The sequence below is a fragment of the Cereibacter changlensis JA139 genome, from assembly GCF_003034985.1.
Lineage (GTDB): Bacteria > Pseudomonadota > Alphaproteobacteria > Rhodobacterales > Rhodobacteraceae > Cereibacter > Cereibacter changlensis.
On record NZ_PZKG01000019.1, the window covers coordinates 1 to 14929 of the forward strand.

The 14929-nt window shown below is 70.8% G+C and carries 14 protein-coding genes and 1 tRNA gene; 3 read left to right on the forward strand and 12 right to left on the reverse strand.

Translation table 11 applies throughout. The features are described from left to right. The 3 genes from C5F48_RS06305 to C5F48_RS25085 all read right to left on the reverse strand — a co-directional run. Positions 1-225, reverse strand: a 225-nt coding sequence (locus C5F48_RS06305) for a hypothetical protein (RefSeq protein ID WP_146170563.1), incomplete at its 3' end; no start/stop codon positions are given. After that, on the reverse strand, positions 222-494 hold the full coding sequence (locus tag C5F48_RS06310; protein ID WP_107663064.1) for a DUF6378 domain-containing protein: 273 nt from the start codon (positions 492-494) through the stop codon (positions 222-224). The genes C5F48_RS06310 and C5F48_RS06305, both read right to left, overlap by 4 nt. Continuing rightward, a complete protein-coding gene (locus C5F48_RS25085; protein ID WP_181247674.1) occupies positions 491-652 on the reverse strand; it encodes a hypothetical protein in 162 nt (53 codons plus the stop codon). The genes C5F48_RS06310 and C5F48_RS25085 overlap by 4 nt, the downstream gene beginning before the upstream one ends. A gap of 254 nt (positions 653-906) precedes the next feature. On the opposite strand from C5F48_RS25085, the gene C5F48_RS06315 reads away from it, so the two are divergent. From C5F48_RS06315 to C5F48_RS06325, 3 genes are all read left to right on the forward strand, one after another. Further along, the gene (locus C5F48_RS06315; protein WP_107663065.1) at positions 907-1179 is read left to right on the forward strand and encodes a hypothetical protein; all 273 of its coding nucleotides are present in this window, start codon (positions 907-909) and stop codon (positions 1177-1179) included. Between the two features lie 11 nt (positions 1180-1190). Continuing rightward, positions 1191-1907, forward strand: coding sequence for a hypothetical protein (locus C5F48_RS06320; protein WP_107663066.1), 717 nt, complete (start codon positions 1191-1193; stop codon positions 1905-1907). A 300-nt stretch (positions 1908-2207) separates the two neighbouring features. Then, the gene (locus tag C5F48_RS06325) at positions 2208-3830 is read left to right on the forward strand and encodes a recombinase family protein (protein WP_107663110.1); all 1623 of its coding nucleotides are present in this window, start codon (positions 2208-2210) and stop codon (positions 3828-3830) included. Here the strand turns inward: C5F48_RS06325 and C5F48_RS06330 are convergent. The 9 genes from C5F48_RS06330 to C5F48_RS06370 all read right to left on the reverse strand — a co-directional run bounded on the left by C5F48_RS06330 (position 3787) and on the right by C5F48_RS06370 (position 14927). Further along, positions 3787-3863, reverse strand: a tRNA-Met gene (locus tag C5F48_RS06330). The genes C5F48_RS06325 and C5F48_RS06330 overlap by 44 nt on opposite strands. Before the next feature lie 98 nt (positions 3864-3961). After that, positions 3962-5959 (reverse strand): hydantoinase/oxoprolinase N-terminal domain-containing protein, encoded by a 1998-nt coding sequence (locus C5F48_RS06335; protein ID WP_107663067.1) that lies wholly within the window; start codon positions 5957-5959, stop codon positions 3962-3964. Between the two features lie 105 nt (positions 5960-6064). Further along, complete coding sequence (gene rpoN / locus C5F48_RS06340) at positions 6065-7369, reverse strand: RNA polymerase factor sigma-54 (RefSeq protein WP_107663068.1); 1305 nt, start codon at positions 7367-7369, stop codon at positions 6065-6067. Positions 7370-7421: 52 nt separating this feature from the next. Continuing rightward, positions 7422-9605, reverse strand: coding sequence for a selenide, water dikinase SelD (selD, locus tag C5F48_RS06345; protein ID WP_107663069.1), 2184 nt, complete (start codon positions 9603-9605; stop codon positions 7422-7424). Between the two features lie 132 nt (positions 9606-9737). Beyond that, entirely contained in the window at positions 9738-10787 is a 1050-nt protein-coding gene (gene mnmH, locus C5F48_RS06350) for a tRNA 2-selenouridine(34) synthase MnmH (protein WP_107663070.1), read from the reverse strand. Next, positions 10787-11938, reverse strand: coding sequence for an acetylornithine deacetylase (argE, locus tag C5F48_RS06355; RefSeq protein WP_107663071.1), 1152 nt, complete (start codon positions 11936-11938; stop codon positions 10787-10789). The genes mnmH and argE overlap by 1 nt, the downstream gene beginning before the upstream one ends. 121 nt (positions 11939-12059) lie before the next feature. Next, positions 12060-13064 carry an inositol 2-dehydrogenase gene (gene iolG / locus C5F48_RS06360; protein WP_107663072.1) on the reverse strand — a complete coding sequence of 335 codons (1005 nt, stop codon included), beginning with the start codon at positions 13062-13064 and terminating at the stop codon, positions 12060-12062. Positions 13065-13144: 80 nt separating this feature from the next. Next, positions 13145-13912 (reverse strand): ATP-binding cassette domain-containing protein, encoded by a 768-nt coding sequence (locus C5F48_RS06365; RefSeq protein WP_107663073.1) that lies wholly within the window; start codon positions 13910-13912, stop codon positions 13145-13147. 1 nt (position 13913) lies between these two features. Continuing rightward, positions 13914-14927 (reverse strand): ABC transporter permease, encoded by a 1014-nt coding sequence (locus tag C5F48_RS06370; protein WP_425451786.1) that lies wholly within the window; start codon positions 14925-14927, stop codon positions 13914-13916. Between the last annotated feature and the right edge of the window lie 2 nt (positions 14928-14929).

A 14929-nucleotide genomic window follows, 5' to 3' on the forward strand; every position in this document is an offset into this window, starting at 1 on the left:
GGCTACCGCCGCCCGCCGCGCCCTGAGCTCCGGCGGCGCGGTGGTGCGCGCGAAGCTCAAGCCCTGCTTCGGCGCCGGAGCGCCGTCCTTCTCCGGATAGATCAGCTTCGCCCCGTCCCAGACCGCCACGGGCAGGCCCGAGACCCCGCGCGGGATCCGCCGCAGCCGGCCCGCCGCCAGCGCCGCGTCGATCAGCGCCCGGTCGCTGTCGGAGATCCGCGTCATGACCCGGCCCCCGTGGCGAGCTCGCCGCCGCAGGCCGCATAGCCGGCGAGGTCGATCCAGTTGTCGGCATGGCGCGGGTTCTCGACGAGCCGCGCGACCTTCATCAGCGCCAGCATCGCCGCCGCGTCGACCGCCGTCACCGGCTGGCCGAGATAGATACTCCAGAGATCGCCGATCCGCCCGAGCCCCTCGTCGAGCGCGCCATGCGTCGCCGCCCGCTCGACCGTCACCAGCCGGCTGGCGGTGGCGAGGATGTCCTCCCGCGTCATGCCCGCACCGCCTTCGGCCCCACCGCCGCCCGGATCGCCTCCAGCCGCTTCAGCATCGTGCCGAGGATGCCCCGCGCCTCGGCCAGCTCGGCGCGCGCCGCCTCGATCGCCGCATCCCGCGCGGCCATGGCGGCGAACTCCCGGCGCAGATCGGCCAAGAGCCCTCGATCTCCTCGTTGCCGCCCGCCGGCCCGTAGAGATCCTCGCGCACCGAGGCGACCCAGCCCGGCAGGACCCCGGCAGCGAGGCGGCGACCGTCTGATCGGTCTCGCCGCCCACGTAGCGCCCGGCCTTCACATCGTAGGACGCATCCAGCAGCTGCACGATCTCGCGCTTCTGCGCCGTGATGTTGCCCGCCGGCTCGGCACCACCCCCGAGGCGGTCGCCTCCGTCGTGCCGGCGGAGCGCTCCGTTGGCTGAGGCGCGGAGCGTCGGCCGGCTCGCGCTGCGGGTCGAGGGCGACTGGTGGGTCGCCTATCACGCCGCCGGCGGGACGATGGAGGGAGCCGCGCCGCTCGGCTCCATCGCCATGGCGGCGGTCACCGGCAACACCGCCCGCAAGGCGGGTTTCCTCGCTCTGATGCAGGAGGTGCTGGCCGATCGGGTCGAGCAGGATACCGGCCTACGCCCGCAGTTCACCGCCCCCGCCCGCGCCCCGGAGCACGAACGCTCCGGCCGCGCCTGAGGGAGGGGAAGATGGCCCAAGCCCTCCGCGTCCTCGTCGGCTGCGAGACTTCCGGCCGGGTGCGCCGCGCCTTCGCCGCCCGCGGCCACGACGCCTGGTCCTGCGACCTGCTGCCGGCCGAGGACGGCAGCAACCGCCATCTCGTCGGCGATATCCGCGACATGCTGCACATGGGATGGGACCTGCTCGCCGTCATGCACCCGCCCTGCACCCGGCTCTGCAACAGCGGTGTGCGCTGGCTGCACGAGCCGCCCAAGCACGCGCCGAAGGAGGCGAGCGCCGAGGAGCGCGCCGCCTGGCCGGATCTCGGCCGCGAGGCGCGGCTCGCCGTCATGTGGCGGCTGCTCGAGGAGGGCGCGTCGCTCTTCTCCGCCTGCTGGAGCGCGCCGATCGACAGGGTGGCGATCGAGAACCCGGTGATGCACCGACACGCCGCCGAGCGCCTGCCGCCCGACCTGCCCCGGCCGCAGATCGTCCAGCCCTGGTGGTTCGGCGAGCCCTTCTTCAAGGCCACCGGCTTCTACCGCCGCGGCCTGCCGCCGCTCACCCCGACTAACCGCCTGACCCCGCCGAAGCCCGGGACCGACGAACACAAGGCTTGGTCCGCCATCCACCGCGCCAGCCCCGGCCCCGACCGCTGGAAGATCCGCAGCCGCACCTTCACCGGCCTCGCCGAAGCGATCGCCGAGCAATGGGGCGGACATGCTGAGCGGGAGGCTGCGGCATGAGGGCGCAGCCGATGGCCGGTGATGAGGGCGGGAGCGAGAGCACCGTACGCTGTTTTCTGGCGCTGCGCGGAGTCGAGCAGTCACTGCAGCACCCGATATCTGCGTCATATCACTGGCAGACGCAGGCTGATCGCGCGTCAGCGCAAAGGATCAGGCCATGACTGCCACTCCGCGACCCGGCGGCAAACGGGATATCATGGCCAGGGAGCACGATACGGATGAGCTCATGGCGTTTGTTCGGGCACTGGCTCGAAGCCTCGCGGCGCGGCATCATGCCCAAGACCAGACCGGAGAATTGGAATGCCGCAAGGATGCCGCGCCGCAGTCTACGCCCGCTACTCCACAGAGCTCCAGGACGAACGATCGATTGATGATCAGCTGGCGCTCTGCCGGGACTACGCCGACCGGAATCAGCTGATCGTCGTCGCCACCTTCGAGGACAGAGCCAAGACCAGCGCCAGCATCTTTGGCCGCGACGGGCTGGCGCGCATGATGGAACAGGCGAAGACTCGGCGCTTCGATGTCCTGATCGTCGAGGCGCTGGACCGGCTGTCGCGCGACCAGGAGGACCTCGCGCATATCCACAAACGTCTGAGCTTTGCGCGCATCGAGATCCGCACCGTCCACGAGGGCATAGCGGACTCAGTCTCGGTTGGCCTGCGCGGCTTGATGGGCACCATGTTTCTCGATGCGCTCAAGGCGAAGACCAAACGCGGCTTGGCGGGCGTGATCCGCGACGGCCGGCACGCCGGCGGACAGACCTACGGCTATCGCCCCGTGCCGGGAGAGCCGGGAAAGCGCGAGATCATCCCGCATGAAGCCGAGACGATCTGCGAGATCTTCTCGGCCTACGTCAGTGGCAAGAGCCCGCGGACGATCGCAGGGGAGTTAAACGACCGCGGCATCTCTCCGCCGCGCGGACGGCGTTGGAACGCGTCCACGCTGAACGGAAACCCCACTCGCGGCTACGGCATCCTGCGAAATCCGATGTACGACGGCCGCCTCGTCTGGAATCGGGTCACCATGGTCAGGGATCCGGACACAGGGCGACGGGTCAATCGCGAGAACCCGATTGAAAACCGGCAGGAGGTGGAGGCAGAGCACCTGCGCATCGTGCCGCGGGAGCTGTTCGAGGAGGCCTTTGCCCGCTACCTGAAGCAATCAGCGGCGGCCAGCAGCGGCGGGCTGACCAAGGCCCCCCCACGCCCATTTTCCGGCCTGATCCGCTGCGCCTGCTGCGGAAGCGGCATGAGCATCCATGACCGGTACGGCGCGGCCATCCGGATCCGCTGCAGCGCCGCGACGGAGAGCGGCAGTTGCGGCAACAAGGCACGCTATCGCCTCGACAAGATCGAGGAGGCGATTTTCGAACGCCTGCGCGCTCAGCTCGACCGGCCGGAGTATCTCAATGAGTTTGTGCGCTCTTATGCCGAAGAGCGGCGGCGCTTGGCAAATGCCGCCCGTCAGGACCGCGCCAAGATCGAGCGGGCCGCAGCCGATACCCAAGCGCGATACATGCGGCTGGTTGAGATGATGGCCAGAGGGCTGATCGAGGGACAGGAGGCGGACGCCCAGGTTCTGAACGCGAAGCGGGCCGCCGCCCTCGCCCGGGCCGAGCTGGACCTTGTCCATGCAGACACGAATGTTGTTGAGCTGCATCCGCAGGCGGCTGCGGCCTACACCCGGGCAATCGCCGACCTCTCGTCGGCGCTCAAGCGTGGCGATGGGCGCTTCGATGCTGCCGCAGTCGAAGCTCTGCGCCGGGTCGTGACGGAGATCACGGTCCACCCGAAGGATGAGTCTCGCGACGTGCTGGTCGAGGTCCGCGGCAACATGGAAAGCCTGCTCGGGCTTGATCAACAGGTTGTGGGGGGTCCGATGGTGGCGAGGGGGGGACTCGAACCCCCGACCCCACGATTATGAGTCGTGTGCTCTAACCAGCTGAGCTACCTCGCCATCGGTGGACGCTGCCTAGTGAAACGGCCCGGAAGCGTCAAGCGGAAAACTCGATGGGGCCGCTCTTCATCGCGCATCTTGCGCCGCGCGCCCCTCTCTCAGCGCGCGATGCGCGGGCGGCCCGAGGCGACGACGCTCAGCGTCGCCTCGATGAACATCGATCGGCCCTCCACCAGCGCCTCGCGGATGTCACTGCTGGCGGTCACCCGCAGGTCCTCCGCCCCCGCCGCCCGGGCCCTTGCGCTCGCCTCGGCCACCAGCGCCGCCTGCATCGCCTCCAGCGCCGCGTCGCGGTCGGGGAAGGTCTGCAGCCGGCCGGGTAGATGCGCGGTGAAGCGGCCCTCGCCGGGGCTGCTCACCAGCCCGGTCGCGCGCTGCGAGACCATGCCCACCACCGCGCCGATGGCGTTGGCCACCCCGGCATGCTCCGGCAGGATCATCTCGCAGCCCAGGCGCTCGCCCACCGCGCCGTAATAGGACGGCGCCGAGGCGCCAAGCCCCACCACCGGGATGCCCAGCCGGGCGCTGATCTCGATCACGCCGCGATGCTGGCCCAGCCCCGCCCGCATCAGGCTGTGCCGCGCCAGCGCCTGCGGCTCCTCGTCCTGAAACGCCGGCTCCTCGGCGAAGGCCGCTTCCAAGAGGCAATCCACCGTCTGCGCGGTCAGCTGATCGACGATCTGCTGCGCCAGAAGCGCCGGATCGGGGGCGATGCGCTCGCCGCGCGCATTGCGCCGCCGGCCCATCAGCCGCAGCGCCTTCTCCGAGGCCGCCGCGTCCCAGCTGTCCAGCCGCCCCAGCACATGGCTCGCGTCCGAGGGCGTCACCCCCGACAGCATCACCAGCCCGCGCGCCACCAGCCGCTCCAGCGCCGCCGCCTCGAGCCGGCTGGCCAGCGCCTCGGTCAGCGGCATCGGCCCGGCGATCCGCGCCAACAACCCCGCCTCGCGCGGGGTGAGCCCGCCCGCCTCGAGGCCCGTCGGCAGCACGAAGCGCCCGTCGTGATCGCCCGAGGTCTCCGACGACAGCGCCCGGTCCAGCGCCGCATGCACCATCGCGCCATGGTCCGCCGCCATCAGCGCCACCGGGATCAGCCGACGCGGCCCGAGCCGCAGCCCGCCTGCCAGCCCCTCCAGCAGATGCACCTCGCTGTCGCCGCCGAGCCCGGTGGTGCGCATTGCCACCGCCTCGACCATGGTGCGATAGGCCCCGACCCGCGCGCCCTGCGGATCGATCTCGGGCAGGCCGCCGCGCAGCAGCGCCACATCGGTCGTGGTGCCGCCGATGTCCGAAACCAGCGCATCCTCCACCCCGGTCAGCCAGCGCGCGCCGACGATGCTGGCGGCAGGGCCGCTCAGGATCGTCTCGATCGGCCGCTCGCGCGCCATCGCCGCCGAGATCAGCGCCCCGTCGCCGCGCACCACCATCAGCGGCGCGTCGATGGCCAGCGCCCGCAGATGGCCCTCGCAGGCGCTCACCAGCCGGTCGATCATGCCGATCAGCCGGGCGTTCAGCACCGCCGTCAGCGCCCGCTTCGGGCCGTTGAGCTGCGCCGACAGCTCGTGCGAGCAGGTGACGGGCCGCCCGGTCGCGGCGCGGATCACCTCGCGCGCCGCCACCTCATGCGCGGGGTTGCGGGTTGCAAAGCGCGCGGCCACGGCGAAGCCCATCACCTCCGGCCCCAGCGCCGCCACCTGCGCCCCGAGCGCCGCCAGATCGAGCGGGGCGGTCTCGGTCCCGGCATGGGAATGGCCGCCCGCCATCCGGATCACCGGATCGCCGCCCAGGGCCTCGGTCAGCCCGCCGCGCTCCAGATCGCTGTCGTCGAAGCCGATGAACACCAGCGCCACGCGCCCGCCCTGCCCCTCGACCAGCGCATTGGTGGCCAGCGTGGTGGAGAGCGAGACCATGGCGACCTCGGCGGCGGCGATCCCCGCCCCCGCCAGCGCCGCATCCACCGCGCGGCCGATCCCCAGCGCCAGATTGGCCCTTGTGGTCAGCGACTTGGCCGAGCCGATCACCCGGTCGGTGGCAGGATCGACGATCACCGCGTCGGTATACGTGCCACCCGTATCGACGCCCAGAAGAACCGTCATACCTGCCTCATCGTCTCTTGTCCGGCCGCACAATGCGGGGTCTGCGACACATCTTCAGCGCCCCGAGCGACCTTGCCTGTCGCTCCGCCGCCATATGCCCCAGGGTCAACCCGCCCGTCCGGGCTTCTTGCGCCGCCGCCGCGACGCCGGGGGAATGTTCAGCATCTCGCGATACTTGGCCACGGTGCGCCGCGCCAGCGTCACCCCTTCCGCCGCCAGAGCCTCGGTCAAGGCGACATCCGACAGCGGGGCCGATGGATCTTCCGCCGCGACCAGCCGCGTCAGGGCCGCGCGCAGCGCCGCCGCCGACGGCCCCGCCTCGCCGATCCGGCCGCTGAACAGCCGGCGCAGCCACCATGTGCCCTTCGGCGTGTCGACGCTGGTCCCGGCCACCACGCGGCTGATCGTGCTCTCGTGCAGCTCCACCGCCTCGGCCACCTCGGCCATGGTCATGGGCACCAGCGCCGTCATGCCGGCCTCCAGCGCCGCCTCCTGCCGGCCGAGGATCTCGCGCCCGACCCGCAGCAGGGTGGCGTTGCGGCTTTCCACCATCCGCCCCAGCGACTGCGCCTGCGACCAGGCGGCGCGGGCCTGCGGCGTCTTCGGCCGCTGTTCGGGCCGGCTCACCCGCACGCTGGGCAGGGCCGAGCGGTTCAGCGCCACCTGCCAGCCCTCCTCGCCGCGCGTCACGATCAGGTCGGGCTCGCGCACCGCCGCCGAGCCCGCGTCGAATTGCGCGCCCGGCTTCGGATCGAAGCCGCGGATCAGCCGCAGCCGGGCGACGATCTCCGCCTCGGTCACGGCGCAGATCCGCGCCAGCCGGGTGAACTCGCCCGCGGCGACGACGTCGAGATGCTCCAGCATGCAGGACAGCGTCTGGTCCAGACAGCCCTCCTCCACCGCCTGCAGCCGCAGGCATTCGGCCAGCGAGCGGGCGAAGAGCCCGGTCGGCTCGATGCCCTGCAGCCGGGCCAGCACCGCCTCGGCCTCCGGCAGGGTGGCGCCGCCCTGCGCGGCGATCTCGGCCAGCGGCCGGCCGAGCCAGCCGGAAGGCTCCAGCGCCTCGGCCAGCAGCACCGCGAGCCGGCGTGGCCGGCCCGAGGGGAACAGCCCGTCCACCGCCTGCATCACATGCGCCATCAGGCTCGGCGCGGCCGAGGCGGCCAGCTCCACCGAGGCGCCGCCGCGCCCGCCGAGCCCGGCCAGCGCCTCGGTCCAGCGCGGCAGCCATTCGCCCGGCACCGCCTGCGCCGGCTCCAGCGCCAGATGCGGGTTCTCGCCGGCCTGCTCCTCCAGATAGCGGGTGAGGCCCGAGGCATCATAGGTCAGGATGCGGATCGAGGCGGCCAGCCCGAGGTTCAGCTGCAGACGCTGGGTCTGGGCGATGCTGATCCGCTGCCGTGATTTCATGGAGCCCCTCCCGCGCCCGAAACCCTAGCCAGCGCCCCGCCGCTCCGCAACCTCAGCCGGTCACCGTCAGGATCGGCGCGCCCTCGCTGACCCGCCCGATCACCGCCGCGGGCTCGCCCAGCGCGCGCAGTTCCGCCACCAGCCGCTCGGCAGCCTGCGCCGGCACCGCCGCCAGCAGCCCCCCCGCGGTCTGCGGATCGAACAGAAGCGCCGCGCGCGGGCTGTCGGTCAGCCGCACCCGCCCCAGCGCCGAAGCGCGGTTGGCGGGCAGGAGGCTCGATCCATGCCCCGCCGCCGACAGCCGCTCCGCCCCCGGCAGCAGCGGCACCGAAGCCAGATCGAGCTCGGCGGCGCAGCCCGAAGCCTCCAGCATCTCCAGAAGATGACCGGCGAGGCCGAAGCCCGTCACATCGGTCATCGCATGCGCCTCGGGCGCGAGGATCGAGGCGGCTGGCCCCAGTGGCCGCACCATCCGGCGGTAGGTCTGCTCCACCACCTCGCCCAGCAGGAGCCCCGGCGCCGGCTGCCCCGCCATCTCGGCGGCCAGCACCACGCCCGTGCCAAGCGCCTTGGTCAGCACCAGCGCATCGCCCGGGCGCGCCCCGCCCTTGGCGATGATCCGCTCGGCCAGCCCCGTCACGGTGAAGCCCAACGTCAGCTCCGCCCCGACCGAAGTATGCCCGCCCAGCACATCGGCCCCGGCGGCGGAAAAGACCTCGCTCGCCGCCTCCATGATCTCGCGCAACAGATCCGCCTGCATCCGCGGCGCCATGCGCGGCAGGGTGATCTGCGCCAGCGCCGCCTGCGGTGCCGCGCCCATCGCCCAGATGTCGCCCGTGGCATGCACTGCCGTGATCCGCGCCATCAGCGCCGCGTCATGGGTGAAGGCGCGCAGATGGTCGGTGGTCAGCACCTGAAACCCGTCGCCCTGCCGCAGCACGGCGGCATCGTCGCCGCGCCCCCAGACCACATCGCCACGCACCGGCGCGGGCAGATGCGACAGCGCCGCCGACAGATCCCCCGCCCCCACCTTGGCGCCGCAGCCGCCGCAGAGCGGCTTCGCCCCCAGCGCTTCGCGCAGCCCCGTCGCGGCGACCTCGGGCAGATCGGGAGTCATCGCCGGGTAGGAAGCGAATTTCTCCATGAACTTGCGGTCGATCCGGTCCTTCAACTGCCAGAGCCAGCGCCCCTCCAGCCGCTTGCCGAACTTGTCGGCCACCGCCACCTTGCCGCCGCAGGAGATCAGCTTGAGATAATCCCTCTGCGGCCTGTAGCGCCGCATCCGCCCGCCCGACAGCGCGGCGCGCAGGTTGTGCAGCAGGATCGGCGCCTCGCGCACGGCAAAGACCCCGGCCTTGGGACGCGGCGCGTGGCTCAGATGGGCGCAATCCCCGGCGGCGAAGATCGCGGGGTCCGAGGTCTGCAGCTCCGGCCCGACGCTGACGAAGCCCTCGTGCAGGGCAAGCCCCGTCGCCCTGAGCCAACCCTGCGGCTGCGCCCCCGCCACCGACAGGGTGAAATCCGATGCGAGCTCGCGCCCGTCGGCCAGCACCACCCGCTCGGCCTCGACCCGCGCGGGCTCGGCCCCGGTCATCAGCCGCACGCCGAGGCTCTCGAGCCGCGCCAGCAGCGCCGCCCGCGCCCCCTCGCCCAGCCCCGGCAGCGCCGCCTCGCCGCGCTCCAGCAGCACCACCTCCGGCGCCGCCCCCTCCGCCTTCAGCCGGAAGGCCGAGGCCATCGCCAGCTCCACCCCGCCGGTGCCCGCGCCGATCACCACCAGCTTCGGCTGCGGCAGGCGGCGGGCGACGAAGCTCTGCCACATCTCAGCATAGGCGCCGAGCGGCTTGGCCGCCACCGCATGCTCGCCCCCCGCCAGCTGCGGCAGGTCCGAGGCGATGCCCACGTCGATCGAGGCCACGTCATAGCCGATCGGATCGCGCCGCCCGAGGATCACCCTCTTGGCCTCGCGGTCGATGCCCACGGCCCGGTCGAGGATCACCCGCGCCCCGGCAAAGCGCGCCAGCCGCACGAGGTCGATCATCAGATCCTCGCGGGCGTAATGCCCGGCGATATGGCCGGGCAGCATGCCGGTATAGGGCGCCACCGGGCCGGGGTTGATGACGGTCAGCCGCACCCCCGGCAGCGGGTCCATGCCCCACATGCGCAGGACCAGCGCATGGGCATGGCCCCCGCCGATCAGCACCAGATCCTGAACCAGCGGCAAAGGGCCCTGCATCCTGCTCTCCTTTTTTCCCGTTCTAGCACGCGCCGCAGCCAGCGACGACGGCCCAGAGCGTCGCGTTTCCGTGACGATGGCTCTGCGAGTCGCGTTCCCCCCGACGGAGATCCAGCGCGTCGCGCGGGCGCGTCAGAGCGCCCCGACCCGCGCCGCCACCCGGTCGGCCAGCGCCTCGAGGTTCTGCGGCCCGAGCCCCTCGACGGCCACCGTCTCCTGCGCCGCGCCGATCCGCTCGCGGTGGCGCAGATAGCGCGGGTCGTAGTGCCGGGCCATCAGATCGTCGGCCAGCGCGACATGCGCGCCCGCCGCGACCATCTTGTGCCAGTCCTCGATGACCGCCGCCGCATGCAGGGGGCGCAGCCGATCGATGACAGCTGTCAACTTTCCGGCATCTTCCACCATGTCTGCATAGGCGCGCGCCAGATATTCCGCCCGCGCACTTCGCGGCGCGTCGATCTCCAGCCGCGGCGCGGCGCGCATCGCCTTCCACAGCTCCGAGGGCAGGCGCAGATCGCCGACCTTGCTCGATTCCGCCTCGATCACCACGGGCAGCGAAGGGTCGAGCCGCGCCACCTCCATCGCCAGCGCGCTCTCGAAGCCGCGCTGCGCCGGTTGCCCGCCCGGCATCGCCCCGAAGAGCGAGCCGCGATGGTTGGCCAGCCCCTCCAGATCGATGACCTGCACCCCCCGCGCCTTCAATAGCGGCAGGAGCCCGGTCTTGGCCGTGCCGGTATTGCCGTCGAGCAGCACCACCCGGCTGGGAAAAGGCGTCTCGTAAAGCGCCTTCACCACCAGCCCGCGCCACGACTTGTAGCCGCCCGCCACCACCTCCACCCGCCAGCCGATCTGGCTCAGGATCATCGCGAAGGAGTTCGACCGCTGCCCGCCGCGCCAGCAGTAGACCAAGGGCCGCCAGCCGCCCGGCTTCTCGGCCAGCGGCCCCTCGATATGCTTGGCCGCATTGCGCGCGACCAGCGCCGCGCCGAGCTTGCGCGCCGTGAACGGGTTCACCTGCTTGTAGATCGTCCCGACCCGCGCCCGCTCCTCGTTGTCCAGCACCGGCAGGCTGATCGCCCCCGGCATCCGGTCCTCCAGCCACTCGGCGGGCGAGCGCACGTCGATCACCTCGTCGAAACCATGCGCCAGCACATCCGCCAGAGAGGAAAATGTGACAGCCATCAGAGCCCCGCCTCCAGCCGGTCGAGCAGCGCGCCCAGCAGCGCCTCGCAGCGGGCAAGCTGCTCGACCGCAACGAATTCGTCCGGCTTGTGGCCCTGCGCCATGCTGCCCGGCCCGCAGATCACCGTGGGAATGCCGAGCCGCTTCGCGAACATCCCGCCCTCGGTGCCATAGGCCACCTTGATCGTGCCATTCGCCCCGGTCAGCGCCTTGACGAAGTTCACCACCCCCGCATCGGAGGCCGTCCCCAGCCCCGGATAGTCCCAGAGCCGCTCCACCACGATGTCGGCCTCGGGAAACTCCGCCCGCAGCGGGGCGACGATGCCCTCGGCCAGGGCGCGCATCTCGTCGATCAGCGCGGCGGTATCCTCCTCGGCCAGCGAGCGGATCTCGAAATCGAGCACGCAGGCATTGGGCACGATGTTCACCTGCACCCCGCCGTTCATCTTGCCGACATGCACCGTCGTGTAGGGCACGTCATAGTCGCCGTCCCGCAGTCCGCTCTCGGCCAGCCGCGCCTGCACCCCCCGCAGCGCGGTCAGGAAATCCGCCCCCAGATGCAGCGCGTTCAGGGCCAAAGGCGCCAGCGCCGAATGGCCCTCGCGCCCGGTGCAGGTGGCGCGCAGCGCGATCTTGCCCTTGTGACCCGTGGCCACCATCATGCCCGTCGGTTCGCCCACGATGCACATCGCCGGCCGCACCGGCGCGCCCTCCAGCAGGTCGATCAGCGAGCCGACGCCGAGACAGCCAACTTCCTCGTCATAGCTCAGCGCCAGATGCAGCGGCGTCTTCAGCGGGCGCTGTGCCGCCTCCAGCATCACCACGATGGCGCAGGCAACGAAACCCTTCATGTCGGTCGTGCCGCGCCCGTAGAGCCGCCCCGCCTCCTCGGTCAACGCGAAGGGCGGCCGGGTCCACAGCTGGCCCTCCACCGGCACCACATCGGTATGGCCCGACAGCATCACCCCCGCGCCTTCCGGCCCCACGGTGGCATAGAGATTGGCCTTGCCGCCGCCTTCGTCCGGGATCAGCACCGACTCGATCCCGGCGCCCGCCAGAAGGTCGCGCACCCAGTCGATCAGCGCCCGGTTGGGCCTGGAGCTGACCGTATCGAAGGCGATCAGCCGCTCCAGTATCGCCCGCATCTGCATGGTTTGGTCCTTCCGCTTCTCCGCGCCACCAAACCGCAAATCCGCGCCGGGCGGAAGGGGCCGCCCATGACAAAGGGGGCAGAGCCGCGCCCTGCCCCCTCCTGTCCTCGCGTCGGAAAGCTCAGCCGAGGATTTCCGAAACCGCCACCGCGCGGCCCTCGGCCACCGATTTCAGCGCCGCCTCGGCCAGAGCCAGCGCCGCCAGCCCGTCCTCGCCCGAGGGCGCAGCCGCGCCCTTGCCCGACAGCGCCGCGATGAAGGCGGCGATCTCGGCGGCATAGGCCTCGGTGTAGCGGGTCATGAAGAAATCATGCAGCGGCGGGCGGGTGTAGCCCCGGCCATTCGCCACCTCGATCGAGATCGGCCGCTGGTTCTCGGCCAGAACCGACCCCTCGGCGCCATGCACTTCGATCCGCTGGTCATAGCCGTAGGTCGCCCGGCGCGAGTTCGAGATGGTGCAATGCTTGCCCGAGGCCGTGCGCAGCATCACCGAGACCGAGTCGAAATCGCCCACCTCGGCCACCTTCGGATCGACCAGCACCGAAGCCTGCGCCGAAACCGTCTCGACCTCCTCGCCCAGGAGATACCGCGCCATGTCGAAATCGTGGATCGTCATGTCGCGGAAAATCCCGCCCGAGCGCGGCAGATAGTCGAGCGGCGGCAGGCCCGGATCGCGCGAGACGATGGTCACCATCTCCACCTCGCCGATGGTCCCCGCGTCGATCTCGGCCCGCACCGCCTGGAAATGCGGATCGAAGCGGCGGTTGAAGCCGACCATCAGCGTGGCCTTGGTCTCGCGCACCACGGCCAGACAGGCCTTCACCCGCTCCAGCGACAGGTCGATCGGCTTCTCGCAGAAGATCGCCTTGCCGGCCCGGGCAAAGCGTTCGATCAGGTCGGCATGGGTGTCGGTCGGGGTGCAGATCACCACCGCGTCGATATCCGCCGCGGCCTCGATATCCTCGATGGTGCGCACCGCGCAGCCGTATTGCGCCGAGATTGCCAGCGCCGCCTCGGGGAAGGCATCCGCCACCGCCACAAGCTCGGCCTGCGCATCGCCCGAGATCGCCTTGGCATGCACCTTGCCGATGCGCCCGGCGCCCAGAAGCCCGAATCTTACCGTCATAGTTTCCTCGAATCTTGGCCGCTGCGGCCGTTGCGTCTTCCGGGCGGGCCCCGGTGGGTCAGCCCCAGATGCCACAGGGTTCAGACATAGGCCACGTCCGACTGCCCCTTGACCCCGGTGATGTAGCTGACGATGTCGTTGCCGTCGGTCTCGTCCGCGCGCAGCGAGGCGACGATGCGCCCGCGGCGGAACACCACGATCCGGTCCACCAGATCGAAGACCTGCCGCAGGTTGTGGCTGACGAGGATCAGCGGCACGCCGCGCTCCTTCAGCCCGCGGATGATGTTCTCGACCTGCCCCGTCTCCTGCACCCCCAGCGCCGCCGTCGGCTCGTCCATGATGATGAGCTTCGAGGCAAAGGCCGCCGCCCGGGCGATGGCCACGCATTGCCGCTGGCCGCCCGACATGTTGCGGATCGGGTTGGAAAGGTTCGGGATCCGCACCGCCGTCCGGTCCAGCGCCGCCTGCGTCCGCTCGCGCATCGCCTTGCGGTCGAGGATCGAGAACGGCCCGAGGTTGAACTTGATCAGCTCGCGCCCAAGATAGAGGTTCGAGGGCACGTCGAGATCATCGGCCAGCGCGAGGTTCTGGAACACCGTTTCCATCCCGCTCTCCCGCGCCTCCAGCGGACCGGCGTAATTCACCTCCCGCCCGTCGAAGAAGATCTGTCCCGAGGTGCGCTGCTCCACCGCCGTGATCTGCCGCACGAAGGTGGATTTGCCGGCGCCGTTGTCGCCGACCACCGCAACATGCTCGCCCTCGTGCAGCACGAAATTCGCGTCTTCCAGCGCATGCACGCCGCCGTAGCGTTTGGTCAGGCCGCGGGTTTCCAGAATGACCTTGCTCATCTCACACCGCCTTCGCCCGGCGCTGCTGGCGCGCCACATCGGCCACCACGGCCGCCACGATGATCACGCCCTTGATCATCTCCTGATAGTAGGCGTCGATCCGGAGGAAGGTGAAGCCCGAGATGATGACCCCGAAGATCAGCATCCCCAGCGCCGTGCCGACGACCGACCCGCGCCCGCCCGCCAGCGACACGCCGCCGATCACGGCCATGGCGATGGCGTCGAGCTCGTACATCATCCCCATCCCGGCCTGCGCCGTGACGTTCTTCGACGACAGCACCAGCGCCGCGATCCCGGCAAGCATCCCGGCGATGGCATAGACCATCACCAGATGCCGCTCCACCCGGATGCCCGAGACGCGGGCTGCCTGCTGGTTCGAGCCGATGGCATAGGTGTGGTTGCCGTAGACCGTGTATTTCAGCGCCAGATGGAACAGCAGCGCCAGCACGAGGAAGATGATCACCGGGTTCAGCCCCGCGCCGATCCAGGCATAGCTCTCGGTCGGGAAGGACACCGGCTGGCCCTTGGTGTACCACTTGGCCACGCCGCGCGCCGCCACCATCATCCCCAGAGTGGCGATGAAGGGCGGGATCTTGGTATAGGCGATCAGCGCCCCGTTGATCGACCCGGCGAGGCCGCCGATCACCAGCGCCACGAGGATCGGCACGATCACCGGCAGGTCGGTCAGCGCCGGATAGACCGCCCTTGCATAGTCGGAGCTTTGGGCAAAACTCATGGCGATCATCGCCGTCGCCCCGACGATGGAGCCCGACGAGAGATCGATCCCGCCGGTGATGATGACCTGCGTCACCCCGATGGCGATGATCCCGACGATCGAGACCTGCAGGATGATGATCTGCAGCCGCTGCAGGTTGAAGACGAAGCTCTGCCCGATGAACAGCCAGCCCAGCGCCTCGAAGACGAGGGCGATCACCAGAAGCCCGATGAAGACGTTCATCTCCGGCGGCCTGACCGGCCGCGACTGGCTGTCTGTCCGCGCTGATACGGCGCTCACGG